Origin of the sequence: Rhodococcus sp. T9N, from assembly GCF_024436645.1 — a bacterium.
Taxonomy (GTDB): domain Bacteria; phylum Actinomycetota; class Actinomycetes; order Mycobacteriales; family Mycobacteriaceae; genus Rhodococcus_F; species Rhodococcus_F qingshengii.
The window spans coordinates 70,831-96,870 of record NZ_JAMSKS010000003.1 but is presented as its reverse complement, the minus strand read 5'-3'; the positions used below and the strand labels follow the sequence as shown (position 1 = coordinate 96,870).

Sequence of the window (26,040 nt, the reverse complement as noted above, 5' to 3'; positions counted from 1 at the left end):
CCCGACCTAGCGCAACAGCGTGACAAAATGCGCGTCGAGCACCTGGCTGATCACCTCTGGATTGGTTCGCTCGGGATTGTCGACGCCGTGCGACGCGAGCCCGTCGGCGAGCGCATGCAATCTCATCGCCTCGATGTCGACCGAGGCACCCGGCCGTAGAAAACCCGCTCGATGCGCCGCTTCCACGAACGAACGAAAGTGCTCGAACAAGGTCCGGTCTGTCTCGTCACGCACCGCCGTCAACGCCGAATCGGTCTGGGCGGCAGCAGCAAAGGCCTCCCAAACCTGCATTTCTTCACGCCGATCTTGGTCGAGGGGAACGAACTGATCGGTGAACTGACGGATCGCGCGGCGGATGTCGGGATCGAAGTCGATGCCGGCAATCCTTTCCTCCACCCGGACGGTCACGAGCGTCATCGCGAACAGCAAGAGTTCGGACTGCGTCGCGAAGAAGTGCCGTAGCGACCCCGTCGACATCTTCGCCTCGTCCGCGACCGCCCGGACGCTGGCGCTCGCCACACCGTCTCGACGGATCACACGCCACACGGCCTCGGCGATCTCTTCACGCCGCTCATCCGGACTGCTACGTTTCACCACTTCACAAAACTAACACAGCTGTGCTAGTTTTCAATCACTAACACAGTCGTACTAGAAATGAGCTGATGTCATGATCGTCCACTTGATCATCGCGTGCGAAATCATGTTCTGGGTGTTCATCGCCGCAGGTCTCGCGGCCCGCTATCTACTGCGCCGCAAAACGCTGGGCGCCGCACTGCTCATCTGCGCGCCCCTGGTGGATGTCGTACTGCTCGTCGCCACAGCCCTCGATCTTCGTGGCGGTGGCGAGGCGAACTTCACCCACGGGCTTGCCGCGGCCTACATCGGATTCTCCGTCGCGTTCGGACACAGCCTCATCTCCTGGGCCGACGCCAGGTTCGCCTACCGATTCGCCGGCGGCCCGGCTCCCGTCGCACCACCCAAGTACGGGAGTGCGCGAGCACTGCGCGAATGGCGCGAGTTCGGCAAAGCCGCAATCGCCTGGGCCGTCGCGTGCGGACTTCTCGGCGCGGCCATCTTCCTCGTCGACGACCCCACCCGTACTGGAGCCCTCGACGGATGGATCAGCAAGCTGACAGTGGTACTCGCAATCTGGGGAGCAATCGCCCTGAGCTACACGGTGTTTCCCAAGCGTGAGAAGGTCACGGCGCGCGGCTAGCCTCGACTGCCTGTTCGGTCGCGTCGCATACGATCACCGGACGCAGGACGAAAACCGGCAGCCTGCCCCCGTCTTCGGGTCGCGCAAGACGAAGTTTCAGCCCTTCGCTGCGTAGCAGGTACACCCCGGCCACAGTGCCCGAGACGAGCGAGATCACTCCGCCCACGATCAAGGGCGCACGTGGGTCCACGGAGTCGGCGAGCCAACCCAGCAACGGGCTTCCCAGCGGTGTGCCACCGAGGAAACTGAGCATGTAGATACCCATCACCCGCCCGCGCATCTCGGAAGGCACCGACATCTGCAGGATGTTCATCGCGGACGTCGTGAACGTCAACGTCAGTGCGCCCGTGGGGATCAACATCAGCGCCACCAACGCGTAGGTGGGCATCAATCCCACCGCGACCTCGAACACACCGAAAGCCACGGCGGCACCGAGGAACGTCCGCAACCGCGGCGCTTCCTTCCGTCTTGCGGCGTACGCAGCGCCGGCAAGGGTGCCCACGGCGAGCGTCGTGGACAGCAATCCGTAACCGTCGGCCTCGAGGCCGAACGTGTTGCGCGCCATCACCGCCAGGCTGATCGCGAAGTTCAGGCCGAAGGTCGAGACCATGAAGACCGACACCATTATCACGCGAAGGTCCTTGCGGCCCCATACATATCGGAACCCGTCGCGCACCTGCCCCTTGGTGCGCGGGGCCGGTTCCGACGGGATCAACTCCTTCTTGTTCATCAGGTAGAGCGCGATGAGCACCCCACCGAATGTCGCGACGTTGAGCAGGAACACCCACCCTGTTCCGATCAGGTTGATCAGCACACCCGAGATGGCCGGACCGACGATGCGGGCCGTGTTGAACGTCATGGAGTTGAGCGCGATGGCGTTGGACAGGTGTTCCTTGCCCACCATTTCGATGGTGAACGATTGACGCACGGGTGCGTCGAGCGCCGAGACACAGCCGAGGGCAAAGGCAATCAGGAAGACATGCCACAACGCGACGAGCCCACCGACGTCCAGCAGACCCAACACCAGCGCGCATACCGCACTCGCCCACTGCGTGAAGATCAGGATCCGACGCTTGTCGTACCGATCGGCAAGCACCCCACCCCACACCGACAAGAACAGCGTCGGGCCGAACTGCAAGGCCATGACGATGCCCACCGCCAGCGCATTGCCGTCCGAGAGCGTCAGTACCAGCCAGTCCTGGGCGATGCGTTGCATCCACGTGCCGACCAGAGAAACGATCTGTCCGGAAGCCCAAAGGCGGTAGTTGCGGTTGTGGAGCGCGGCAAACATGCCGGAATCGGGGTCTCGGGGCACCCCACTATCTTGCCCCTCGAGTAATTCGTTTGGGCAACGACCTCTAGGTAGCGGAGCTACGCGACCTCTAACTCACGGAGCTACTCCGTCTTGTTGACCATCTCGGTGATGATCTCGACGGCACCGCGCAGCGTCGCGAGTTCTTCGCCACCCAGCCCGGCCAGCTGCTCGTTCATCCACGCCTCACGCGCATGGGTTTCGTCCGCGAGCAACGCCTGCCCGGCGTCGGACAGATTTACGATGATCTGACGACCGTCCGTGGGATGCGGCGAGCGCTCGACCAGACCGAGCTCGGCGAGAGAAGCAACAACGCGCGTCATCGACGGCGGCTGCACTTTCTCACGTGCTGCGAGTACGCCAGGAGTCATCGGGCCGTACTGATCCAGGCTCGCCAAGGCGGACAGTTGCGTCAGCGATACCTGAGCGTCGACTCTGCGGCCGCGCAGATGCCTGGTGAGACGCACTACAGCCAGGGAAAGATCGCTGGCCAGCGCACGAGTTTCGGTGGTCACGCGTCAGACAATACGTCAAGAGCTGGCCGGTAGCTCACGTAATCGAATACCGGTCAACCCTGATTTCACGTAAGGGCGTCGGTAATGGGTCCGACAGTGAAGTAGGCCACAAAAAGTGCCGCCACGATCCAGAGCAACGGGTGGATCTTCTTGATACCACCGCTGGCAGCGTGCAGGACCACCCATGAAATGAAGCCGACGCCGATGCCGTTGGCGATCGAGTAGGTGAACGGCATGACGATCATGGTCAGGAACGCCGGGAGAGCAACCGAGAACTTGGTGAAATCGATGTCTCGGACCTGCCCGATCATCAGCGCACCGACGACGACGAGGGCAGGCGCAGCTGCCTCGATCGGCACGACGGAGTAGAGCGGCGTCAGGAACATCGCGACGAGGAAGAGCAGTCCGGTCACGACGTTTGCCAGGCCCGTGCGGGCGCCTTCGGCGATACCCGACGCGGATTCCACGAACACGGTGTTCGACGACGCCGAAGCGCCACCGCCCACGATCGCGCCCGCGCCTTCGACGACAAGCGCGCGACCGACGTTGGGGAGGTTTCCGTCCTTGTCGGTCAGGCCGGCTTCCTTACCGAGACCCGTCATCGTGCCCATGGCGTCGAAGAAGTTCGCCAGCACGAGAGTGAAGACAAGCAGGCTGGCGGCCAGAACACCGATGCGGGTGAATGCGCCGAAGATGCTGACGTCGCCGACCAGGCTCAGATCAGGCATACCACCGAGCATCTCCGGGATCGCGGGGATGCTGAGGTTCCAGCCCTTGGGGTTGGTTCCGAGCGAGGGTCCGACGTCGGCAACTGCCTCGATGATCGCGGCGAGGATCGTCGTGACGACTATGCCGATCAGCAGTCCACCACGAACCTTGCGCACTACCAGAACACCCATGAGCAGCACACCGAAGATGAACACCACGGTCGGCCACGAAGCGATCGAGCCGTTGATTCCGAGTCCGACGGGAACCGTCGTACCGGCGGCATCGGGGATACGGCGGACGAATCCGGCGTCGACCAGTCCGATGAAGGCGATGAACATGCCGATACCGGCCGCGATCGCGGACTTCAATGCCGAGGGAATCGCATTGAACACCGCAGTTCGGAAACCGGTGAGTGCCAACAGAACGATGATCACACCGTCGATGACCACCAGGCCCATCGCCTCGGGCCAGGTGACCTGAGGTGCGATTGTGACGGCGAGCAGGCTGTTGATGCCGAGACCCGCGGCGATGGCAAACGGATAGTTGGCAACGACACCGAAGACGATGCTCATCAGGCCGGCAACCAGAGCGGTGACCGCAGCCACCTGGTTGACCGGAAGGATGTTGCCGAGAACGTCGGTCTTCGCTGCAGCGTCGTCAGCCGAGAAACTGCCGAGGATCAGGGGGTTGAGGACCACGATGTAGGCCATCGCCACGAAGGTGACGACACCGCCGCGAATCTCGGTCGAGATCGTCGACCCTCGTTCGCTGATCTTGAAATAGGTGTCGAGGATCTTGCCGGGTGCCGCCATGTTTGTTCTTTCCCCATCGCTGTAGGTCGCCGTGTGCCGGCGCACATGAAGCCGGTCGCACTAGGGAGAGTAGGCCACCGGGGTACGGGTAGCGTTAATTTTGTGACGGAGACTCGCAACACAACAGGCCTGATCGGCAAATTGTCCGCACCCGCGCCGGCACTGATCATCGGCACCGCGTTGTGGGTGATCGCCACGATCGTGGTCGCGGTGAGCGGCGATCGTTGGTCGGATGCACTCCCGATCTGTTACGCGGGTATCGGAGTCGGCTTCCTCGGCTTCGCTCTGTTCTCCATTCAACGACGCGCAGCTGTGCGCGGTGACAAGGGCGCACAACAGGGCGCCGGTCTGGTCGACTGAGCAGGTCGATTCACCCTTTCAGTATGGTAAGCCTACCCTGCACTCCAGTGTCGGTCTTAGCTTGTCAATGCTGAAAGGAACCACGTAGCCGTGAAGATCTCGCACCGAAAATCGTTGGAAAAGCCGAGGACGTTGGACGAGACTGACATCCGTTGCTGTGGTCGCCCTGGTCGCCCTGGTCGGCACAGCACTCGTCTCCTGCAGTTCGAACGACGACGCAGCAAGTAGTTCGTCGAGTTCCGGTGGTGGCGCCTTCCCCGTCACGATCGATCACGCTTTCGGCAGCACCACGATCGATTCCGAACCACAACGGATCGTCACCGTCGGTTACAACGACGAGCAGGCTCTGTTGGCCCTGGGCATCAAGCCCGTCGGAATGGTCAACCAGTACCCGGGCGAACCGGACGTCAACCGCACGTGGCCATGGGTCACCGGCCCTTGGGGCGGAACCGAACCGACCGTCGTCGGCAGCAATCCCGAAACCACGATCAGCGTCGAAAAGATCGCTGCGCTCGAGCCCGACCTGATCCTCGCGCTCTACTCGAGCATCGACAAAGACCTGTACAGCACACTTTCCGCGATCGCCCCGACCGTCGCGAAGGATCCGGCCTACGGCGACTACGCAACTCCGTGGCAGATCACGACGAAGACCGCAGCGAAGGCAGTGGGTCGCGAAGCCGACGGCGAGAAGTTGGTCGCCGATATCGACAAGCAGTTCGCCGACGCCAGAAGCGCTCACCCGGAATTTGCAGACCAGACCGCGGTGATCATCAGCGTCGACGCGACCCCGGAGTTCTACGCCTTCTCCTCCGAGGACGCCCGCGGACGGGTTCTCGGCAGTCTCGGATTCAAACCTGCTCCCGCGGTCGAGGCCTTGATGAACGGTGAGTTCTACGCGCCGATCTCCACCGAACGACTGGATCTTCTCGACGTGGACCGTCTCGTTGTCATCGGCAATCCCGATGCCGCACAGGCGGTCCGAAACAACCCTGGCTTCCAGCAACTCGACGTGGTCAAGGACAATCGCGTCGTCTACGTCAACGACGATCAGGCTCCGCAGGTCGGTGCGGCCTTGACCGCAAGCTCGGCACTGAGCTTGCCGTGGGCCACGAGCCAACTACTCGCCGAGCTCACGAAGTAACCAGCGCCCGGCGCTTTCTGATCTGCGCGGTTCCCCAGATCCACACCCCGGCCCACATCATCCCGAACGCCCAACCTGCCAGTACATCGGTCATCCAATGGGCAGCCAGGTAGACGCGGGAGAATCCGACGGCGATCGTGTACAGGCCGAGGCTCGCGAGCATTGCCATCTTCGCGAGCCTCGGCAAGGCAAGACGAAGGATCACGGCGGCAACCGAAGTCGCGAGTATCGCGCTCATCATCGCGTGGCCCGACGGGAACGAATACGAATCGATTTCGATCAATCTCTCCGGAACGGGTGGGCGGGTTCGCGTGAAGATGCGCTTCAATCCGCTCATCACGAGCAGACCGGTCAACATCGATCCGGCGATCAGCAGAGCTTCGGTACGCAGTCTCCGAACCAGAAGCACGATCGTGAGCAGCGTCGCGATCAGCCACGACGCGAGGGTTCCGCCGCTGTCGGTGATGACGTCGACGACGTCCACGAGCCACGCCGTCCGCTGACTCACTGCGCTGTCGAGTACCCACTGATCAAAAGACATCTGCCCTCACATTCCTTGCGGCAGAGTCCACGTACGCATCACGTGATGAACGCCGTCCGAGTCCACCCACCACGGCACGATCACCGTCGTCTCGACCGCCCCCGTCAGTTCCACCGTCAGTTAGTGATGGATCACTACCTCGCCGCTGGGTACCTCACGGCCGAGGGCTGCGAAGCCGAGAACTGCCTGCGGTTCGTTCGCCCACGTCGTGACGACGCCGGTGCTGCTCACTCGTCCGTGAACGGATGCAGACGCCGTCGCGACGTCGAGTAGATCTGCCAGTGCGTCGGCCGTCTCGAAGCTGCCGAGCACCACTCGTTGTGCAGGTAGTGCCGCTCCCAGCCACGGTCGGTCGAGAACAAGGGCGTCGCCGGGATCGACCAGATCGCCGGAAAGGCCTCGCACGAACGGAGGCAGGTGCAGTTCCTCCAGGTCGAGAACCCGTCGCTGCGCTGCCTCACCCAGTAGTCGGTGCGTCCGCGCGACGACGGCGGAGGCCGGCATCCGTAGTGGGTCGGCAAGCCGATCGAGCAGCAGCTGAGCCAGTTCCGGATCGTCGACAGTATCCGATGCCAGCAATCCGGAGAAGAATCCGGCGTCGGGGTGTTCGGCAGCATCGAGCAATCCCTCGAAGGTGCGATCGCCCGGAGCGCGCAGCAAGCCCAGCACCTCACCGCCGAGTTCGGCATTCGAACGCAACCACCACGCCGTGTATCCACGACGGTCGGTGAGCAGCGCCCGCGTCGCCGGCGACTCGACCAGCAGCGACAACGCCTGCGGCCAGCGGTCTTCGTCCACGAGATCGAGATCGCGCACGGCTTCGATGTATTCGGGGTCCTCGTCGAGGGTGTCCCACCATGCGTCTTCGGCGTCGAGATCGTGATCGGGGCCGGAAGGCAATTCCTCACGGACCACCGTGAAACCCCACCCGACACCGACTACCCGTAGCGCCTGCTCCCCCACCTGCTGAACAAAATCAGCGTCGACGATGCCGAAGGGAGAATCCTCGACCAGGACGCTTGCAAGGGGAGCTCCCGGAAGCAGAAGTTGGTCGGCGGACCGCAATTCGCCCTCCGAATCAGGAAGCAGCACTTCACCGATCCACGACGGCAGCGCCCCTGGCGCCACGTGGGCCGCCAATCCGAGCACCACTTGCGCCAACTCCGTCGCTACCGAATCATCTTGGTCCGCAGCATCTTCGATCAATGCGCGCAGCGCCGGATCGGACAGCAGGTCGGTGGCACTCGCAGTCTGCGCTCCCAATCGAGAGAGCAACGGGTGAACCGCGACGGGATGAACCAACCTCGTCCACTGCACCGACGGCGCGTCTTCGCCCAGTTCGACGCCGACGACGACGGTCCGCGGCCCGGTCACCGTCCGTCCGTCGGAGAGCGGAACCGGCAGTGTTCCAAGCTCTTCCACCGCAAGAGTGTCGATCACCAAGGGCTCGAGAGCCGAATAGAGTCGATTCCACCACTTCGGTTCACGTTCCGAACCGCTGAGCAGTTCCGCGATGCGCGCGAGCCCGATGCGGTGCGTCGACACTGCCGCGAGTGCTCGCTCGTGCTTGGGGCCGGAGAGCTCGGGGACAACCAGGCCGCCGATGATATCGGTGAGCAACTCGGCAAGGTCATCCCCGAGCCCGGGCACCACGGATGCTCGCTGCGGCGCGCGGTCGGGTTCACCGACCACCGGAAGCCACTCGTTTTCCTGCAGCTCCTTCAGAAGCGCTTCGCGCAGAAGCGAATCGGTTTCGCTGCGGGCAAAGGCAGGGATCGGGACGAGTGCCGTTCGCTGCCGAGGAGGTAGTGCAGCAAGGAACTTCGCGTACCCCTCGGCAAGCGGAGCGATCGGTGCAGCGGGCATGAGGCGTCGCCGATCGGGTTGCATTGCAATGTCGGCAATGATGATCGCGGGGATCGACAGTTCCTCGTCGGATCGCGTCGGCGCCCGCAGGACGTCGTCTGCGACCGGCTCGACGACCCCGTCGCGGACCGGCACCAACCATCGCGCGTTCGGCGCGGTGTACTGCCACCACGTGCGATCACCGATCGCGATCTCGACGAGGCCGGAATCCAGCACCCGTTCCGATCGCCGAAAAGTCTTCTCACCCAGACGAATTGATCCGAGAGCCGGGAGTTCGAGCAGCAGGTCGACTGCCTCACGTGTCATCTGCGAAAGCAGCGCCGCGGCATCGACGTCCGGCCGAAGCGTCAGCACCACTTCCGAATCAGCATCATCGCTCGGCAATTCGCCAGACGGCCACACCAAACGAAGTACGGGGACACCGGTTTCCGGCACCGGGAGTTCGCGAGACTCGATCTCGCGCAGAGTGTGCGAGGCAGAGAATCGAATCGATCCCGTCGACGAGCGCAGTTCCACCTCGTCACTGACCGAGAGAACTGCCGAGAATCCGACGCCGAACCGTCCCGTCACACCTTCGTCGGCGTCGACCTTGTTCGACGCGCGCAGCGCGGTCAGCGCATGTACACCGGATTCGTCCAGTGGACGGCCCGTGTTCGCCACCGTCATCGTCCGACCGTCCACGTCCACCCACAAAGAGCCCTGGACGCCCTCGCGTGCAGCTGCATCGGCAGCGTTCTGCGCCAGTTCGGTGAGCAGACGGTCACGGTACCCGGCCTTTGCGAGGTCGGATTCCGCAGCCGCGTCTTCACGCAATCGCGTCGGAGATTCCGACCACGCGCGCAGCGTCGCCTCGCGGAGTGCGTCCGTACCGAACGGATCTTCTACTCGGTGGATACCGAATCCTCAACTGCAACAGCGCTCGACGGGCGAGCGGGCACCGCAATCAGCTCGACGGCCCCGTCGTCGAATGCGTCGAACTGCGGCGAGCCCGCACCGAGCGGCAGGCTGGTGTCCGAGTGCGCGCCACAACCGTAGGACACGCTGACCACACGGCCGTCTGCGGAGAGTTCGTTTCCGCACACACCGAACGCTGCGTGCAGCGAACCGGCGAGTGGAAGGAAGAATCCACACAGTCCACACGTCGACGGCGCGGCCTTCGCCATCTCCGACTCCGGGCCGAAGTCACCGTCGAACCAACGCTGCGCGGCATCGAGTCGGCCCTCGCGGCTCATGACCTGTTTGCGGCCGAGCCCGATTTCGAGAGCTACCTCGTCGACTTCCGGGTCACCGGTGGCAACGTAGCCGGGAACGAGGCGAGGATCCTCGGCCGGCGGGGCGAGTAGGTCACCGACGGACAGATCGCCGGGACGAATCCGCTGATCCCATGGCAGCCATTCCGGCGCAACCAACGCGTCGGGACCCGGCAACAGCGCCAACTCACTGATCGTGGCGTGGGTGTCCTCCGGTCCGGCAGCGACGACAACCGCCCACTGCCAACCGCGGTATCCCGGAATGTCTGCTGCAAATCGATGGGTGGCGGCAAATTCGTCCTCCGACGTCACGCCGAGGTATGCCCCCACACCGCCTTCATGCAGGTCGACGACTGCCTTTCGGGCAAGCTCGACCGCATCGGCCAGTACTGGGCGCGGCACTGCACGCTCTGGAGAAGTAGCAACACTCACTCCTCCAGTTTGCCGCACCACCGCAAGTCCGCAACGCACTGGGCTGCCATGCTGGGCAGATGAGTAGGTCACACGCCAATTCCGTGCGCACTTTTGCAGTGGTCGCCGTGATCGCCTCGGCCTTGGCGGGGTGCTCCGATTCCCCCGGCGCTCCCGACAACCTCACGTCCGAAACCGGCTCCGTCGAGATCGTTCGAGTGTCCGCGCACGATCCCGACGCGTTCACGCAGGGCCTCGAGATCGACGGAAACCGGTTGTACGAAAGCACCGGACGCGTCGGGCAGTCCTGGGTGCGCTCGAGCGAGATCTCCGACGAGCAGTCCCCCGCTTCGGGACCGGAAGTTGCGCGTGCCGATCTCGACCCGCCGTTGTTCGGTGAGGGCATCACGGTCGCCGGAGACACACTGTGGCAACTCACCTGGAAAGACGGCGTTGCCATCGCCCGTGACAAGGACACCTTGACCGAACGGGGGCGGTTCCCACTCGACACCGAGGGATGGGGAATCTGTTCGCTCGGGGATCGGATTGTCTCGAGCGACGGTTCGGCCACGTTGACCTTTCGCGATCCCGAAACCTTTGCGCCGATCTCGACCGTCGACGTCACCAGATCTTCGGAGTCCGTCGGCAAGCTGAACGAATTGGAATGCGCCGAAGACGGCTCCGTCTACGCCAATGTCTGGACCACGGACACCGTCGTCCGAATCGACCCGTCGGACGGCAGCGTCACGAACGTGTACGACGCTTCGCCGCTACGCGAAGAACTCGTCGCGGACGGATCGACCAGCACCGTCGACGTTCTCAACGGCATCGCGCAGATTCCCGGTACCGACCGATTCCTGCTCACCGGCAAGTATTGGCCGCAGATGTTCGAAGTCCGTTTTGTTAACTGAGTCCGACATGACACAGGACTCGCAGGGGTGTGCGTGGTAGCCGCGCCGACACTAGGACAGAATTGAGTGGTGACCGGACCGCGCGAACCCTACGACCCCGAAACTCGGCGAATCCACGACGAGCCGGAGGGGCAACAGGTGCACCCCGGTTACGACAATTACCCACCCGCGGCCCGCCCGGACAATTACCCACCTTCGGCCCGTCCCGCTGCCCGTCGCACGCCTTTGCCACCGCTGCATCCGATTCCCGAATCGCGGGGAGACTCCGAATCCGCGGCCGGTTCGAAGACGCCGGGGGCGGACGCTCCCAAGGCTCCACCGATGCCTCGCAAGCTCACCGTCACTCGCGTCGCAGCGATGCGCAGCCGCGAACTGACGAACAAGGGCATCGCGACCTTCCAGCGCGCGGCGAAGGCCGACGGCGCGGACAAGTCCGGTCTGACCGCTCTCACCTACGCGGTGATGACGAACAACGCGACCGACGCGGCGATCTCCGTCGCTCTGGCCAACACGCTGTTCTTCTCGGCCGCGACGGGCGAGGACAAGACCAAGGTCGCGCTCTATCTCCTGATCACGATCGCACCGTTCGCGGTCATCGCACCGCTCATCGGCCCCATGCTCGACCGGTTGCAGCGCGGACGCCGCATCGCACTCGCGTCGTCGTTCGGAATCCGGACGCTCCTCGCGGTGATCCTGGTCTTCAACTTCGACAGTTGGATCCTCTATCCGGCCGCGCTCGGCATGATGGTGCTCAGTAAATCGTTCTCGGTGCTCAAGAGCGCAGTGACACCACGCGTCCTACCACCGGAAATAGACCTGGTGCGCGTGAATTCGCGTCTGACGGTCTTCGGGCTGATCGGTGGAACGATCGGGGCCGGCGCTGTCGCAGGTGCGCTCGCGCTGGCTTTCGGTTCCACCGGCGCCTTGTGGTTCGCGGTCGCCGTCACCGTATTCGGCGCATATCTGAGCATGCGAATCCCGTCGTGGGTCGAGGTCACCGAGGGTGAGGTTCCCGCGACCATCACCTACCACCCGGACGAAGCGCATCACGCCGGCAGCGCCCCACCGCAGCCGGACGCCAAACCTGCCAAGGTCCGTCAGCCTCTCGGACGCGCCGTGATCATCGGACTCTGGGGCAACGGCACCATTCGCGTGCTCACCGGCTTCCTGACGCTCTACATCGCGTTCGTCGCCAAATCACGCACCGATCACGAGCCGCTCCAGCAGGCCATGATGCTCGGCCTGGTCGGCGCAGCAGCCGGTCTGGGTAACTTCGCCGGAAATGCCACGGGTGCGCGCCTCAAGCTCGGCCGGCCTGCCTTGATCGTGCTCCGGTGTACTGCGTCGGTGTGGATCATCGCGGTGATCGCAGCTCTGACGGACAACCTCATGACGGCCGCGCTTGCCACGCTCATCGCATCGGCCGCCAGCGCGCTCGCCAAGGTCTCACTCGACGCGTCACTCCAGCACGACCTGCCCGAGGAATCGATCGCGTCCGGATTCGGTAGATCCGAGACGGTTCTGCAGCTGAGCTGGGTACTCGGCGGCGCATTGGGGGTTCTGCTTCCGACCGAATACTGGATCGGGTTCACTGTTGTATCGGTGTTCCTGACGATCGGGCTTCTGCAGACCTTCCTGAGCTACCGAGGAAGCAGCCTCCTGCCCGGCCTCGGCGGGAAGCGACCCGATCTGGCCGAACAAGAAGTGACCGAAGTGATTTACACCGGTAAATCCAACCGAGGACAAGGAAGTACTCCGCAGTGATGATGCGCTCGAGAACAAAGAAGATCGTGGCAGCGATCAGTGTCCTGATGGTGGTGGCACTGGTTGCTTACGTCTCCGTTCTTTTCGTGATCATCAAGAACATCAACGACGACCCCGACAAGCTGCCGGTCATCACTGCATACGCACACGGCAAGACGATCGAAACGAACCCTGCCGGTTTCTGCACCATCGACCTGTCCCAGTGCGCCCAGGTGGGCGACATCTACGCACTCGACGTTCCAGCGGGCTACCCGCTGCAGCTGTCGTTGTCGACGGACGTCTCGGATGCGCAGTGGGCACTGCTCGCCGTCTACGAGGATGCCGACGGCAACCAGACCGGTGAGCCCCGAGTCTTCGAGCCCGGCGAGGCCCTGGCAGTGACGGTCGAGTCTTCGAGCGATCCCGTCAAGCAACTCGTCGGCGTCGAAATCCACCTCGCCGTCGGTGAGGGAAGCGAACAGGGACTGCTGATCTGGTCGATCAAGACCGCCTGATCCCCGGAACGTCGAAAATGCCCTGCACACCGATTGGTGTGCAGGGCATTTTGTTTCGAAGCCGTGTATGGCAGCTCGTATCGAGCGATCAGGTGTCGAGCTCGCGAGCGACGGCCCGGACGACCTCGGAGATCCGCTGAGCGGTCTTGCGGTCCGGGTACTTGCCGTTGCGCAGATCCGGCTGGACCTTCGCCTCGAGCAACGTGATCATGTCCTCGACCATGCCGTGCAACTGATCAGGGGTGTGCTTACGCTCGACGGGCTCACGACGCGTCGCCGTCGCGCCGCGCAACGACGGCGCCGGCTCGAGTACCTTCAGGCTCAGTGCCTGCGGACCGCGGCGGCCCGCAGCCATTCCGAACTCGACGCGCTGGCCGGCCTTCAAGCCTTCGACGCCCTCGGGGAGAGCGGAAGCACGGACGTAGACGTCCTCGCCCTCTTCCTGCGACAGAAAGCCGAAACCCTTTTCGACGTCGTACCACTTCACCTTGCCGGTCGGCACCGCGTTCACCTGCTCATCACTCGACTGGGGCGTCTGCCCCAATGTGCTCGGGAGGCTCTCGGAAGAGCCTCATGGCCTTGCTCGCATCGCTTCCGGTGGAAGAATGCAAAAGAACGCGCCCCACACTTGCTTCAGCGGGGCGCGCAGTCTGTTAACAGTCTACCTGTGACGAACCCGGGTCGGCACCCAGGTTTACAGGCACTATCCTCGTAGGTGTGGACCCTCAACCGAACCCGCGCACTTCCGGCACCGGAAACGGTCTGTTCCGTACGGCGATGGCACTGTTCATCGTCGGATTCCTGGCGATCGTGGCCATCTTCGCAGTCCATATCTTCAGCGACACCCCACCCGGCCTGGCGTTGTACCTGGTAGCACTCGCGTGCCCGATCGGCTTCCTTCTGGCCATCGTCTACACGCTCAGATCCGGTCGACGCGTGCGCTGATCACTCCCGCCTCCAACCGAAAGGTCACTGACCATGAGAATCCTCCTGAACGTGATCTGGCTGGTCTTCGGCGGCTTCTGGCTGGCGTTGGGTTACTTCGCCGCAGGCATCATCTGCTGCATCCTCATCATCACGATTCCCTTCGGAATCGCGGCATTCCGCATCGGCATCTACGCACTGTGGCCGTTCGGTAAGACCGTCGTCGACAAGCCGACCGCTGGTGTCGGTTCGATGATCGGCAATGTCATCTGGGTGATCATCGCCGGTATCTGGTTGGCGATCGGACACATCGTCACCGCCGTCGCGATGGCGATCACGATCATCGGAATTCCGCTCGCGGTCGCGAACCTGAAGATGATTCCGATCTCGCTGATGCCGCTCGGCAAGGAGATCGTCGACGTGGACCGGGTGAATTACGCATAGTCGTGGACCGCGTCGATTACGCATAGCGGGCCCGCGGACCGAAGAACCCGACCACAGCAGTTGCCGTGGTCGGGTTCTCTGGTATCAGGTCGTATCAGCGGCCGAGGCTACCGAGTCCGGGGAGGTTACCGAGCGAACCGGTACCCGTTCCCGGGTTGCCCGGATCGACGGGGCCGACCGGCCCCTCGGAGACCACGATGGTCACGCTCGAAGCACGCGAAAGCACGCTCTTCGCAGTGACCTCGACGGTGACGCTGCCGACAGCGGTGGGGGTACCCGAGATGGTGCCGTCCTGTGCGAGGGACAGTCCGCCGGGCAGAGTGCCACTGGTGAGTGCAAAGGTTACGCGCGCATCGGCGGCAGTGAGCTTCTGCGAATATGCCTTACCTACCTGAGCGGCAGGCAATTCGACGGTCGCGGGTAGCGGGTACGCGGCAACGACTGTCACCTTGCCCCCGTTGGTCGTCGACGCGATGGCGCCGGTCGAGGTGTCGAGCGCGAGGTTTTTGACCTTCTCCAGTGCCGGAACCTTGGTATCGGTCAGAGCGGTGGTGGCGCGGGTCGTCAGATCGACCGACCACAGGTGTCCGTTCATGACGTCCGCGACATATGCAATGCCTGCCGCAGCGTCGACGACCACGCCGTTGGGAATCGCGGTCGGAGACAGCGTGGTCTTCGACAGAATCGCGCCGGCCGGGGTGATCGCCCACAGGTTGGTTGCCCGGGTGTCGGTCATGTAGATGTTGCCGGTGTTCGTGTCGACATCGACGTCGACCGGGTAGAGGTTGTCGGCACGCACGATCGACTTGAGTGCTCCGCCCTTGCGTACGTCCGCCTGCCACAGCGTGCGGCCGTAATTCTCGTCGAAGAAGTTGGTGTCCGCGATGTAGAGGAAGCCGCGGACACTGTCGAAGGCGAGCTTGGTCGGCGTTGCCGACTTGTGGACCAGAATGCTCGACACGGCGTCGGCGGCGTTGGGGTCGACGACTCGGATGTTGCCGGACTTGTAGTCCGAGAAGTACGCGCGGTGTGTTGTGGGATCGACGACGACATCGTTGATCTGCGGACGCGAGCCGTCGGGGTTCTTCTCGCTCAGCGTGACCGTCTTTTCGACCTTCCCGGTCTTCGTGTCGACAATCGAGATCGCGCCGCCGTAGGAGGAGGACACGTATGCGCGTCCGAGGCCCGAGTCGACGGCAAGTGCCGACGGGTAACCGACGACGCCGTCGATGGTGCCGACGGACTTGCCGGTGTTCGTGTCGACGACGGACAACGAGCTGGTCGGTCCGCCGTACTGCGTGATGTATCCGCGGTGGGTTGCCGAGTCGACGACGATGTCGCCGGGCTGGGTTGCGGAATAGCTTCCGACAACACCGTGTGTCGGATCCTCGGGTGAGGCGTGTGCAGCGGGAGCAGTGACGGCCAGGCCGACAGCAGCAGCGGCGACGGCGAGTGACGCGGTGACCGCACGCCGACGGTATTGCAGTTTCATGAGGGGTGCCCTACTTCTTTGGAAGACTCTGCGAAACCTGCCCAATCGAGGCAAGTCAGGCAAACCTAACCTAAGTTTCGATCTCGATGTTGAGACACGGGCCACACCTTGGGTCCGGATCGACACACCTCTCAATCGCCCGAAATTGTATTTCCACATAACGTGTGACCTTGCTCACATTACGGATGGATAACGGAACGGACACAACCGGACATTCACTCGGGCACCCCCACCTACCTGGGAAGAGTCTCCTGCGCTTTGTGTGACGCGTTGTACGGCTTTCGCCACGCCGCGTTATCAAATGGTGACACGAGCGACTCGAGCCGTTACCGTCGTTTTCGGCCGGGAAACTCGGCCACCTCCGGCCCGCCGCGCCAAGCCTTGTCCCGCGGGTACCGGACTTCCGACAGAGCATTCCAGGGACGAGGACGGGGGACCCAAAGTCCTCTGTGAGAACAGAAAAGTTCTCCAGTGGACACCGGTTCGATCGCAAGACCGAATCTTGGGGTGAAGCCAGACCCTTTCCAGCCAGGAAAGGCGAGGCCGGGCGACCTCTCAGCCCGAACCCGACAGCTGACCTCGCAGGCGCGTGTGGAGAGGATTTCGACCATCATGAGCGGACGCCATCGCAAGCCCACCACCACCGGCCGCACTGTCGCCAAGGTCGCCGTCACCGGCGCCATCATGGGCGTAGCAGGAATTGCAGCCACCGGAACCGCAAACGCTGCCCCCGACTCCGACTGGGATCGTCTCGCCCAGTGTGAGGCCGGCGGAAACTGGGCCATCAACACAGGCAACGGTTACCAGGGCGGACTGCAGTTCTCCCCCAGCACGTGGAACGCACACGGCGGCGGACAGTACGCAGCCACCGCAAACCAGGCCACTCGCGAGCAGCAGATCGTTGTTGCCGAGCGTGTTCTCGCAAACCAGGGTTGGGGCGCATGGCCGTCCTGCTCCTCCAGCCTCGGGCTGAGCAGCGGCGCCACCGAGCGTTCCGCTCCGGCCACGACGGCTCCTCAGGCAGCTCCGGCTCCGGCGCAGCAGGTCGCACAGACCGTTGCACACCCGGTCGCCGACGCCATCGATCAGGCAATCGCATTCGCCGAGGCCAACGGCATCCCGGTCGACCCGCAGATCCTCGCAGTCGCCGACACCGCGAAGTCGTTCCTCAAGTAACACCGGCAAGACTGTCCGCTCGGACGCTCGAACATCAAGAAGGCCCGCACCGATTCGGTGCGGGCCTTCTTCGTGTCGAGTTGTTATCGGTTGATGACGGTGTGCGGGTGTACGTAAGGAAGTGACTCCACCGGAACCGGAAAGGTGGTGTCCTCGCCGAAGGGTGAAAGTCCACCTGCGCGGGTCGATGACAATTCGGTCACTGCGTGATCTCCGTCTGCAGTTTCCGGCCATCCTGGATCTACATAGTGTTGCTTCGAATTGTTGGCCACGAAGTCATTTTGACAGGACGCCGTTACGCCGTACAGACCAGGTCTCTAATCTGATACCTGATGACCGAAACACGTGGCACCCCGGCGGGCAGTTCCGCAGCCGAAAGTCTGACCGATTGGCTCTCGGCGCGCAGTGACGCCGAGTTGACGGAGTTGCTGCGTCTGCGCCCCGATCTGGCCGTACCGCCGCCGAGCACGATGGTGGTTCTCAGCGGTCGGGCACAGCAACGCGCGTCGGTCAGCCGAGCCGCAGACGAACTCGACACCCTCGATTTCGGTCTTCTCGAATTGTTGGCGCTGGGCGGCGCCGAGGAAACTCCGATGACGCGGGCGGAGCTCAACAGTGCGATCGCCGAACGAGCGCTGACCGGCAAGGGCAAGGTCACCAAGAAGGCCGTCGACAAGTCTCTGTCGAAGATGCGCGCGTCCGCCCTCATCTGGGGTGTCGATCCCATCAGCGTCGTCCCGGCAGTCATCGGGATGATTCCGTGGCGTGTGGGGCGCGCCCTCGAACCTGCCGAGGCGATGACCGAGACCGAGATCTCGGCTGCGCTCAACGCTCTGGACACCCGCGAGCGGGATCTCCTCGAGACACTCGCCAACTCCAGCCCGATCGGTCGCACCCGCGACGCTGCCCCCGGAACGCCGCCTGAGCGCCCGGTTCAACGACTGCTGGCGGCCGGCCTGCTGCGGTGGCTCGACGAGCAGACTGTCGAGCTTCCGGCGACGGTTCGTCAGGTCATCCGCGGCGAGCCGGTTTTCGATCCGACGACGCTGACCGCACCCGTCATCGGGGGCGACAAACTCAAGCCGGCGGACGTGAACGCCGCAGCAGCCGGCGAGGCGCTCGAGTTGGTACGCCAATGCGAGAACGTGATCGCTGTTCTGGGCGCAGCGCCGGCCCCCGCACTGCGAGCCGGTGGGCTCGGTGTTCGAGAACTACGACGCGTGGCCAAGACGGCCGATCTCGACGAAGCGCGCGTGAGCCTACTTGTCGAGTTGCTCTCGGCAGCCGGACTCATCGCCAGTGGAACACCAGATCCGGCGCCGGTCTCGGACAACGCGGACGAATACTGGACGCCCACGCTTGCGGTCGACGGCTGGCTGAACGCATCCACAGCGCGACGGTGGGAGGTCCTGGCGTCCGCCTGGGTCGACGTACCTCGAGTCCCGTGGATGATCGGGCTGCGCGATTCCACCGACAAGCCGATCGCGGCGTTGTCCGAGGAGGGCCGCGCTCCGGCGGCTCCGCGAGATCGTCAGGCCATTCTGGGGCTGCTCTCCGAACTCGACAGCGGCCAGACCGCGTCGACCGTCGAGGTAAGTCGGCTGCTGGCGTGGCGACGCCCGCGATGGAGCGGGCGCCTGCGGACGTTCGCGATCGAGCGGACTCTGGACGAGGCCGCTGCTCTCGGGCTGGTGGCCCGCGGCGCGTTGTCGTCACCTGGACGAGCCTTGCTGCACGGCGGGGACGCCGAAGCCGAAATGCAGTCCGCGCTACCCGAGCCCATCGACTACATCCTGGTCCAGGCGGATCTGACTCTGGTTGCGCCCGGCCCGCTGGTACCGGACCTGCTCGAGCAGGTGAGCCTGGTCGCAGACATCGAGTCGGCCGGATCGGCGTCCATGTACCGCATCAGCGAGGACAGCGTGCGTCGTGCGCTCGACGCCGGTCTGACGGCCACCGAACTGCATGCGATGTTCGCTTCGAAATCGAAGACTCCTGTCCCCCAATCACTTTCGTATTTGATCGACGATGTCGCCCGTCGACACGGACGACTGCGTGCCGGAGTGGCGGCGTCGTTCATTCGATGTGAGGACGCGTCACTGCTGGCGGAGGTCCTCGCATCCGCAGTGGCCGAGCCGTTGGCACTGCGCGCCTTGGCTCCCACCGTCGCGATTTCGCAGGCCCCTCTCCGCGAAGTCCTGACCGAGCTGCGAGCCGCCGGATTCGCGCCGGCAGGTGAGGACTCCTCGGGCACGTTGGTCGATCTCCGCCCACGTGGGGCACGTGTACCCAACCGTCGCAGCCGACCGGCGTCGAGGATGCCGGCGAGCCCGTCGGCGGATCAGCTGGCGTCGTTGGTCCGCACGATGCGGGCCGGAGACCGTGCTTCCGCCCCCGGCCGCGGCGGAGTGCGAACGGACGGTTCACGGGAGAACAACGCCGCCACCATCGCCTTGCTGGCCACGGCGGCCCGAGACAATTCGAGCGTCAATATCGGCTACGTCGACGCCCAGGGGGTCGCGACGCATCGCATCGTCGACCCCGTCAGCGTTGGCGGCGGACAGCTGGACGCCTTCGACCCCGCGAGCGGCGCGGTTCGCCGTTTCACGTTGCACCGAATTACTTCCGTCAGCCCCGTCGACTCCGGAAAAAAATAGCAAAAAAGAAGCAACTGGCTTTTTTCTGTAAATGAAGTATGGTCGAGGTCAGTTTGTGATTGCCACTTCGAAAAATGAGGAGCGACAATGGCTGACAAGGCGCCGGGTAAGAACATGAAGAAACCCGCCCAGTCGATCAAGGAACGCCGCGCGGAGAAGCGGGCGAAAACTGCGGAGTCTTCCGAGTTCATCCGTAAGCGGAAGCGGAGCTGACAGCAAAGTCCAGAAAAGACGAGCTGATTGCGAAGCTGACCAATGCCTGCCTCCACCGACACCCTCGTGCACCTGCACGAAACGTTCAACCTGTTCAAGTCACGTAATCGAGGAACTGACGCACGCTCGCGCGGGTACGCAGCGGGCATGACCCTCGCTTCACTCTGCGTCCTCGACGAACACGCTCGGCAATCCGGAATACTTCTATCGGATTTACCGCAGAAAGAGAATCAACCATCGTGAAAAGAACAATCCATACCCTGGACCGCATTCAAACGAGACTCGAATCGGAGCTTGATTCCACTCCGGGTGATTCCGAAAAGAATATCGGTTACCGGTCCGGAATTTCCGAAGCTATTACTCATGTAATGGAAATGCGGAAGTCAGTGGTCGCGCAGAAATAGGAGACGCATCGATTAGGCGCTCACCCCAATAACTGCCGCACACCACCCACCAGAAAGACGACCTGGTCCTCGTAGAAGTCGGCAAGCCGCTCCGGCGCGAGCGGCTTGCCACTTCCGCTCCAATCGTCCGCCCGGCTCAACGCCTGGAGGAAGCCCATCAAGGCAATCGCCCAGCGAGTCTCGAGCCGTTCGGGATCGGTAGCAGGAAAAGTACGACGGACCTGGTCGAGAAGATGTTCACGCAGGTGCAGCTCGGTCGCCTCGAGGGCTGGATGGCCCGGTCGTGACATCTGCGGCTGCGAGATCTGCGTGACGATTCTGATCCATCGCATTCCCCGCGTGCGATGGCGAAGGAGCAATGCCTTGTAGGGCGCAGTGACGGCCCGTACCAGCGCCTCCACCGTCGGCGGCGTCTTGTCGGCGGAGAGGGCGTCGACGTTCGCGCTGATCTGATCTCGCACCGACGTTCCCATGTCCAACAGCACCGCTGCGACCAGATCGTCCTTGGTTCCGAAATGGTAGTGGACCGATGACGGCCCGAGACCGGCCGCGGCGTTGACCGAGCGCAGCGAAACTGCATCCAATCCCTCTGTCGCGAAAAGCCTTTCAGCAGTTTTGAGCAAACGCAGACGCGTCGCGTCGCCTTGACGGTTCTGCCGGGAGTCGGTCATACGAACGAGCTTCGCACGGGCTCGACAAACGTCTCAACCGTGGCGAACGCGGAGTCAGAGTGATTCACGGTGTGCTCGCACCCTGTTGTCGCGATCCACCCAGCCGTGGGCGCGTGCGTAGTCCACCATCGCGGAGAACTTCTGTCTCCACTCGGTGTTTCCGATCCGGGCAGCGACGGCTTGCTCCAAGTGGCCGATGTCGAGCCAGACGTGATCCCCCTCGAGTTCCCCCCACGGTTCCAGTACCCGACTCAGAGTCTCGGATCGATCGTCGCCGCCAACGACGACCGAGAGACTGGTGAAGTCGTCGACACTGTTCAGTTCGACGGTCGAGGAGTCGGGGGTGATTGTGACGTCCAGTTGCATACCTCTTCAATACTCCTTCGGAAAGTACTTGGTTCAGTCGATCGACTTGCAACAACGATATCCGACGTCATTGCACCAGATAACGTTGAACTACAGGTGATTACAAATCTCCCACTGTGCGGGAGGCTCAACTTATTGGATCAGGTGATCCATGTTAGACATCTCGATCAGAGCGAGTGATCCAAATCACTCCCCTGTCGACAGGAGTTGTCATCGTGTGGTCCGCATCGTCCATCCGCTTCGGAGCCTTCCTCGCCCCGTACCATCCGCTCGACGCCGATCCCGCCCTGCAACTCAGACGCGATATCGACCTCATGACACACCTGGACCACCTCGGATTCGAAGAAGCGTGGATGGGTGAGCATCATTCGACCGGCGCCGAGATCGTGCCTGCCCCGGACATGTTCATCGCGGCCGCCGCAGAGCGAACCGAGCGCATCCAGTTCGGCACAGGCGTGACGTCTCTGCCCTATCACCACCCGTTGATCACGGCCGACCGCATCACTCAGCTCGATCTGCAGACGCGCGGACGACTCATCTTCGGCACCGGCCCGGGCAAGATCCCCCTCGATGCGCACATGATGGGCATCAACCCGTCGGACCAGCGTCGTCGCCAGGGCGAAGCGCTCGAGGCCATTCTCGCGTTGCTTCGCGGCGAGGTCGTCAACATGGAAACCGACTGGTTCACGTTGCGTGACGCACGCGCACAGCTGCCCACCTACCGCGCGGACGGCATCGAGACAGTGACAGCGTCCACGATTTCCCCCAACGGTTCGGTGCTCGCAGGCAAGAACGGCCTCTCCCTGCTCTCATTGGCCGCGAGTTCACCCAGCGGCTTCGACGCACTGGATCGCAACTGGGATGTGTACGAGAAGGTCTCGGCCGAACACGGCCACCGCGCCGACCGAGCGACGTGGCGTGTGGTCAATCCGATGTTCATCGCCGAGACCCGAGCGGAGGCCGAGCGCGCCGTGAGCCGACGGATCGAATCGATGGCTTCCTACGTGAATCGACAGACCGGCCAGAACCCGGCCTGGGCAGATACACCGGCCGGAGTCATCGATCAGTGGCGCAACGACACGCTCGGCGAGTTCGGTCAGGCGATCATCGGTACCCCCGAAGATGCGATCGCACAGATCGAGCGTCTGATCGAGAAGACGGGAGGGTTCGGCACGTTCTTGATCCTTCACGTCGACATGGCGAGCTGGGAGGACACCAAACGCAGCTACGAATTGTTCGCCTCCGAGGTGGTCCCGCACTTCCGGAAGCGAAATGTGGGGCGTCAGGCGAGCATGCAGTTCGCCGAGGACAATCGCGAGTACCTGATCGGCGGGCTGGTCGGAGCGATCACCAAAGCCCATACCGACTACTACGGCCAGCCGGCCGAGACGGGAGCCGTGCGCGCATGAGGGCCGTCCGTTTCCAGCAGGGAGAATTCGCGGTCACCGAGATCGCCGACCCGCCGCCGTTGGCACCCCATCAGATCCGCATCGACGTCGTCGCCTGCGGGATCTGCGGCAGTGACCTGAGCATGTCGAAGGACCCGTGCCGCTTCGTTCAGGTCGCGCACGACGGGGGCTACCCGCTCGCCACCTTCGATCCGGACGCGCCAGTGGTGCTGGGGCACGAATACGCGGGTATCGTCTCCGAGACCGGTTCTGCAGTAGACGATTTCGCGATCGGCGATCGGGTGGCCGGCATCGGCTTGGCCACCGACACCGCTACCGGGATCCCGACGATCATCGGCTACTCGAACGAGTACCACGGCGCGTTCGGCGATCACATCGTCGTCGACGGGTTCTGGGTCCGCAAAGTTCCCGACCACCTGTCACTCGAGCACGCCACACTTGCCGAACCTCTCCACGTCGGCGAGATGCACCTCCAACAGTCCGGCCTCACCTCGGCCGATTCGGCGCTCGTCATCGGTTGCGGAACGATCGGACTGGGCGCCATCGTCGCCGCGAAAGCGCGCGGAGCGCAGATCGTCATCGCGTCGGAGCCCTCCCCCAAACGACGCGAGCTCGCCGCGAAGATGGGCGCGGACATCGTCGTCGATCCGGCCGAGCAGGATCCGATCGAACTGTGGAATCGAATGATCGCCGAAGGCAACCAGCTTGTCGGCCAGGCCGCGAACGGAGTTCTGATCGCCTACGAATGCAGCGGGCGGGCGGGAGTCATCGGAGAACTGATGCACACTCTGCCGTTCAACTCGCGGATTCAGGTTCTGGCTGCGCCGTTCGGCGACGAGACGATCATTCCCGTCGTCGGGCAGTTCCGGAGGATCTCGATCAATTTCGGTCACGGTCCTTACGAGAATGCCTACGACATCACCCTGCAGAGGCTCGCCGACGGCGAGATCGACGCCGAAGCGATCATCACCGGCAGGGTCGGTCTGGATGGAGTCTCGGACGCTTTCGCAGCTCTGCGCGCACCCGACGAACACGTGAAGATCCTCGTGCTACCCGCGGGCCTCCCGGAATAGCGGTCGATCCTGCCCTGTTGACGTAGGGGTGCTCGCACTCGGGCACCTCTACTTCGGGCTGTGCGAGCGTCGCCTGTTGGCGTCTGCGCCCCGATACCAGGACAATGGCAGGGTTGGCGTCAGCCGACAACGCGGCGCAACGCTCTGTGGCTGCCGCGTTTGCTTCACTAGGAGGATTCCGTGACCGACGGACCGTTGATCGTCCAATCCGACAAGACGCTGCTGTTGGAGGTCGACCACGAGCGCGCCGGCGATGCCAGGCAGGCAATCGCCCCCTTCGCGGAACTCGAACGGGCCCCCGAACACGTCCACACGTATCGCATCACTCCCCTGGCCTTGTGGAATGCCCGCGCCGCCGGACACGACGCCGAGCAGGTTGTCGACGCGCTCGTGTCGTACTCACGATTCGCGGTTCCACAACCGCTGCTGGTCGACATCGTCGACACGATGGCCAGGTACGGACGCTTACAGCTGGTCAAGAGCCCGGTGCACGGCCTCATCCTGGTCAGCCTCGACCGCGCAGTCCTCACCGAGGTGATGCGACACAAGAAGATCTCGCCGATGCTCGGTGAGAAGGTCGACGACGACACCGTGATCGTCCACCCGAGCGAACGCGGCCGCCTCAAGCAGATGCTGCTCAAGGTGGGCTGGCCGGCCGAGGACCTCGCCGGCTACGTGGACGGCGAAGCGCACCCGATCGATCTCGCTTTCGAAGAGGGCCACTGGGAACTGCGCGACTACCAGCAGATGGCAGCGGATTCGTTCTGGGCCGGCGGCTCGGGCGTCGTCGTGCTGCCGTGTGGCGCCGGCAAGACGATGGTGGGCGCCGCAGCGATGGCAAAGGCCAAGGCCACCACCCTCATCCTCGTCACCAATACCGTTGCCGGTCGTCAGTGGAAGCGTGAGTTGATCGCGCGTACATCGTTGACCGAGGAAGAAATCGGCGAATACTCCGGCGAGCGCAAGGAGATTCGGCCGGTCACGATCGCGACCTACCAGGTGATCACACGTCGCACGAAGGGCGAGTACAAGCACCTCGAACTTTTCGACTCCCGCGACTGGGGACTGGTGATCTACGACGAGGTCCACCTGTTGCCCGCGCCCGTCTTCCGGATGACGGCAGATCTGCAGTCGCGCCGCCGTCTCGGCCTGACCGCAACGCTGGTTCGCGAGGACGGCCGCGAAGGCGACGTCTTCTCGCTCATCGGCCCCAAGCGCTACGACGCTCCGTGGAAGGACATCGAAGCGCAGGGCTGGATCGCGCCGGCCGACTGCGTCGAGGTGCGAGTGACGATGACGGACGCCGAGCGCATGTCCTATGCCGTCGCCGAACCGGAGGAGCGCTACAAACTGTGCTCGACGGCTCACACGAAAATTGCGGTCGTGAAGTCGATCCTGGCCAAGCACCCCGATTCTCCGACTTTGGTGATCGGTGCGTATCTCGATCAGCTCGACGAACTCGGCGAAGCCCTGAACGCCCCGGTGATCAAGGGATCCACCAAGAACAAGGAACGCGAGATCCTGTTCGATCAGTTCCGTAACGGTGAGATCCAGACGCTGGTGGTGAGCAAGGTCGCGAACTTCTCGATCGACCTTCCGGAGGCATCTGTCGCCGTGCAGGTTTCGGGAACCTTCGGGTCGAGACAGGAAGAAGCGCAGCGACTCGGACGCCTACTGCGACCCAAGCACGACGGCGGTCAGGCTCACTTCTATTCGGTGGTTTCCCGCGACACTCTCGATGCGGAGTACGCGGCACATCGTCAGCGATTCCTCGCCGAACAGGGCTACGCCTATCGGATCACCGACGCCGATGACCTGCTCGGACCTGCCATCGGCTGAGCATTTCTGCAACACGTTGCAGAATCAAATGGACATACGTCCAGTTATCTGTAGAGTGTCCCCTGTCACAG

Annotated in this window: 25 protein-coding genes, 1 pseudogene and 1 riboswitch; of the genes and pseudogenes, 14 read left to right on the top strand and 12 right to left on the bottom strand. The window is 63.4% G+C overall.

Going from position 1 to position 26,040, the window contains the following annotated elements; genetic code table 11:
* Positions 1–6: 6 nt before the first annotated feature.
* Positions 7–597 (bottom strand): TetR/AcrR family transcriptional regulator, encoded by a 591-nt coding sequence (locus M1L53_RS06855; RefSeq protein ID WP_037128521.1) that lies wholly within the window; start codon positions 595–597, stop codon positions 7–9.
* Between the two features lie 70 nt (positions 598–667).
* Here M1L53_RS06855 and M1L53_RS06850 point away from each other — a divergent pair, with 70 nt between their 5' ends.
* Positions 668–1,216 (top strand): hypothetical protein, encoded by a 549-nt coding sequence (locus M1L53_RS06850; protein ID WP_003940103.1) that lies wholly within the window; start codon positions 668–670, stop codon positions 1,214–1,216.
* On the opposite strand, the gene M1L53_RS06845 is transcribed toward M1L53_RS06850, so the two are convergent.
* The 3 genes from M1L53_RS06845 to M1L53_RS06835 form a co-directional block, all read right to left on the bottom strand.
* The gene (locus tag M1L53_RS06845) at positions 1,200–2,507 is read right to left on the bottom strand and encodes an MFS transporter (RefSeq protein WP_007733487.1); all 1,308 of its coding nucleotides are present in this window, start codon (positions 2,505–2,507) and stop codon (positions 1,200–1,202) included. The two genes, M1L53_RS06850 and M1L53_RS06845, sit on opposite strands and share 17 nt — an antisense overlap.
* Before the next feature lie 104 nt (positions 2,508–2,611).
* Positions 2,612–3,043 carry a MarR family winged helix-turn-helix transcriptional regulator gene (locus tag M1L53_RS06840; protein ID WP_003939901.1) on the bottom strand — a complete coding sequence of 144 codons (432 nt, stop codon included), beginning with the start codon at positions 3,041–3,043 and terminating at the stop codon, positions 2,612–2,614.
* A gap of 65 nt (positions 3,044–3,108) precedes the next feature.
* A complete protein-coding gene (locus M1L53_RS06835; RefSeq protein WP_003940242.1) occupies positions 3,109–4,563 on the bottom strand; it encodes an NCS2 family permease in 1,455 nt (484 codons plus the stop codon).
* 102 nt (positions 4,564–4,665) lie between these two features.
* On the opposite strand from M1L53_RS06835, the gene M1L53_RS06830 reads away from it, so the two are divergent.
* Positions 4,666–4,923: a DUF2530 domain-containing protein gene (locus M1L53_RS06830; RefSeq protein ID WP_007733492.1), complete on the top strand. Its 258-nt coding sequence runs from the start codon at positions 4,666–4,668 to the stop codon at positions 4,921–4,923.
* A 157-nt stretch (positions 4,924–5,080) separates the two neighbouring features.
* Complete coding sequence (locus M1L53_RS06825; RefSeq protein ID WP_232319120.1) at positions 5,081–6,064, top strand: iron-siderophore ABC transporter substrate-binding protein; 984 nt, start codon at positions 5,081–5,083, stop codon at positions 6,062–6,064.
* Here the strand turns inward: M1L53_RS06825 and M1L53_RS06820 are convergent.
* From M1L53_RS06820 to M1L53_RS06810, 3 genes and pseudogenes are all read right to left on the bottom strand, one after another.
* On the bottom strand, positions 6,054–6,605 hold the full coding sequence (locus M1L53_RS06820) for a phosphatase PAP2 family protein (protein WP_050654714.1): 552 nt from the start codon (positions 6,603–6,605) through the stop codon (positions 6,054–6,056). The genes M1L53_RS06825 and M1L53_RS06820 overlap by 11 nt on opposite strands.
* 6 nt (positions 6,606–6,611) lie before the next feature.
* Positions 6,612–9,284 (bottom strand): annotated as a pseudogene (locus M1L53_RS06815) (sacsin N-terminal ATP-binding-like domain-containing protein).
* A gap of 68 nt (positions 9,285–9,352) precedes the next feature.
* Positions 9,353–10,174, bottom strand: a complete 822-nt coding sequence (locus M1L53_RS06810; RefSeq protein WP_030535360.1) for a DUF3027 domain-containing protein — start codon at positions 10,172–10,174, stop codon at positions 9,353–9,355.
* A gap of 38 nt (positions 10,175–10,212) precedes the next feature.
* On the opposite strand from M1L53_RS06810, the gene M1L53_RS06805 reads away from it, so the two are divergent.
* The 3 genes from M1L53_RS06805 (at position 10,213) to M1L53_RS06795 (ending at position 13,301) form a co-directional block, all read left to right on the top strand.
* Positions 10,213–11,043, top strand: a complete 831-nt coding sequence (locus M1L53_RS06805) for a glutaminyl-peptide cyclotransferase (RefSeq protein WP_073512664.1) — start codon at positions 10,213–10,215, stop codon at positions 11,041–11,043.
* A gap of 69 nt (positions 11,044–11,112) precedes the next feature.
* Positions 11,113–12,807 (top strand): MFS transporter, encoded by a 1,695-nt coding sequence (locus M1L53_RS06800; RefSeq protein ID WP_223304424.1) that lies wholly within the window; start codon positions 11,113–11,115, stop codon positions 12,805–12,807.
* Positions 12,808–12,833: 26 nt separating this feature from the next.
* The gene (locus M1L53_RS06795) at positions 12,834–13,301 is read left to right on the top strand and encodes a DUF2771 domain-containing protein (RefSeq protein WP_223304425.1); all 468 of its coding nucleotides are present in this window, start codon (positions 12,834–12,836) and stop codon (positions 13,299–13,301) included.
* 88 nt (positions 13,302–13,389) lie between these two features.
* On the opposite strand, the gene M1L53_RS06790 is transcribed toward M1L53_RS06795, so the two are convergent.
* A complete protein-coding gene (locus tag M1L53_RS06790) occupies positions 13,390–13,803 on the bottom strand; it encodes a cold-shock protein (RefSeq protein WP_007733502.1) in 414 nt (137 codons plus the stop codon).
* Between the two features lie 215 nt (positions 13,804–14,018).
* Between M1L53_RS06790 and M1L53_RS06785 the strand changes: the two genes are divergently transcribed.
* Together M1L53_RS06785 and M1L53_RS06780 are read left to right on the top strand one after the other, a co-directional pair.
* Positions 14,019–14,246: a hypothetical protein gene (locus M1L53_RS06785; protein WP_003940194.1), complete on the top strand. Its 228-nt coding sequence runs from the start codon at positions 14,019–14,021 to the stop codon at positions 14,244–14,246.
* A gap of 33 nt (positions 14,247–14,279) precedes the next feature.
* Positions 14,280–14,669, top strand: a complete 390-nt coding sequence (locus tag M1L53_RS06780; protein ID WP_003939919.1) for a YccF domain-containing protein — start codon at positions 14,280–14,282, stop codon at positions 14,667–14,669.
* A 94-nt stretch (positions 14,670–14,763) separates the two neighbouring features.
* On the opposite strand, the gene M1L53_RS06775 is transcribed toward M1L53_RS06780, so the two are convergent.
* Positions 14,764–16,161 carry a YncE family protein gene (locus M1L53_RS06775; RefSeq protein WP_054188879.1) on the bottom strand — a complete coding sequence of 466 codons (1,398 nt, stop codon included), beginning with the start codon at positions 16,159–16,161 and terminating at the stop codon, positions 14,764–14,766.
* 383 nt (positions 16,162–16,544) lie between these two features.
* Positions 16,545–16,765: riboswitch (cyclic di-AMP (ydaO/yuaA leader) on the top strand.
* An 8-nt stretch (positions 16,766–16,773) separates the two neighbouring features.
* On the opposite strand from M1L53_RS06775, the gene M1L53_RS06770 reads away from it, so the two are divergent.
* Positions 16,774–17,337 (top strand): transglycosylase family protein, encoded by a 564-nt coding sequence (locus M1L53_RS06770; RefSeq protein WP_003939675.1) that lies wholly within the window; start codon positions 16,774–16,776, stop codon positions 17,335–17,337.
* Positions 17,338–17,420: 83 nt separating this feature from the next.
* On the opposite strand, the gene M1L53_RS06765 is transcribed toward M1L53_RS06770, so the two are convergent.
* On the bottom strand, positions 17,421–17,609 hold the full coding sequence (locus tag M1L53_RS06765; protein ID WP_019744939.1) for a hypothetical protein: 189 nt from the start codon (positions 17,607–17,609) through the stop codon (positions 17,421–17,423).
* Between the two features lie 60 nt (positions 17,610–17,669).
* Here M1L53_RS06765 and M1L53_RS06760 point away from each other — a divergent pair, with 60 nt between their 5' ends.
* Together M1L53_RS06760 and M1L53_RS06755 are read left to right on the top strand one after the other, a co-directional pair.
* Entirely contained in the window at positions 17,670–19,994 is a 2,325-nt protein-coding gene (locus tag M1L53_RS06760; RefSeq protein WP_054188880.1) for a helicase-associated domain-containing protein, read from the top strand.
* 87 nt (positions 19,995–20,081) lie between these two features.
* On the top strand, positions 20,082–20,207 hold the full coding sequence (locus M1L53_RS06755) for a hypothetical protein (RefSeq protein ID WP_007733507.1): 126 nt from the start codon (positions 20,082–20,084) through the stop codon (positions 20,205–20,207).
* A 424-nt stretch (positions 20,208–20,631) separates the two neighbouring features.
* Here the strand turns inward: M1L53_RS06755 and M1L53_RS06750 are convergent, their stop codons facing one another.
* Together M1L53_RS06750 and M1L53_RS06745 are read right to left on the bottom strand one after the other, a co-directional pair.
* The gene (locus tag M1L53_RS06750) at positions 20,632–21,282 is read right to left on the bottom strand and encodes a TetR/AcrR family transcriptional regulator (RefSeq protein WP_003940633.1); all 651 of its coding nucleotides are present in this window, start codon (positions 21,280–21,282) and stop codon (positions 20,632–20,634) included.
* A gap of 54 nt (positions 21,283–21,336) precedes the next feature.
* Positions 21,337–21,648, bottom strand: coding sequence for a hypothetical protein (locus tag M1L53_RS06745; RefSeq protein WP_003939736.1), 312 nt, complete (start codon positions 21,646–21,648; stop codon positions 21,337–21,339).
* 215 nt (positions 21,649–21,863) lie between these two features.
* On the opposite strand from M1L53_RS06745, the gene M1L53_RS06740 reads away from it, so the two are divergent.
* From M1L53_RS06740 to M1L53_RS06730, 3 genes are all read left to right on the top strand, one after another.
* Entirely contained in the window at positions 21,864–23,057 is a 1,194-nt protein-coding gene (locus tag M1L53_RS06740; RefSeq protein ID WP_054188959.1) for an LLM class flavin-dependent oxidoreductase, read from the top strand.
* Positions 23,054–24,130, top strand: a complete 1,077-nt coding sequence (locus M1L53_RS06735) for an alcohol dehydrogenase catalytic domain-containing protein (RefSeq protein ID WP_050654728.1) — start codon at positions 23,054–23,056, stop codon at positions 24,128–24,130. Before M1L53_RS06740 ends, M1L53_RS06735 begins: the two co-directional genes overlap by 4 nt.
* 180 nt (positions 24,131–24,310) lie before the next feature.
* Positions 24,311–25,969: a DNA repair helicase XPB gene (locus tag M1L53_RS06730; protein WP_003940219.1), complete on the top strand. Its 1,659-nt coding sequence runs from the start codon at positions 24,311–24,313 to the stop codon at positions 25,967–25,969.
* The last annotated feature ends 71 nt before the right edge of the window (positions 25,970–26,040 follow it).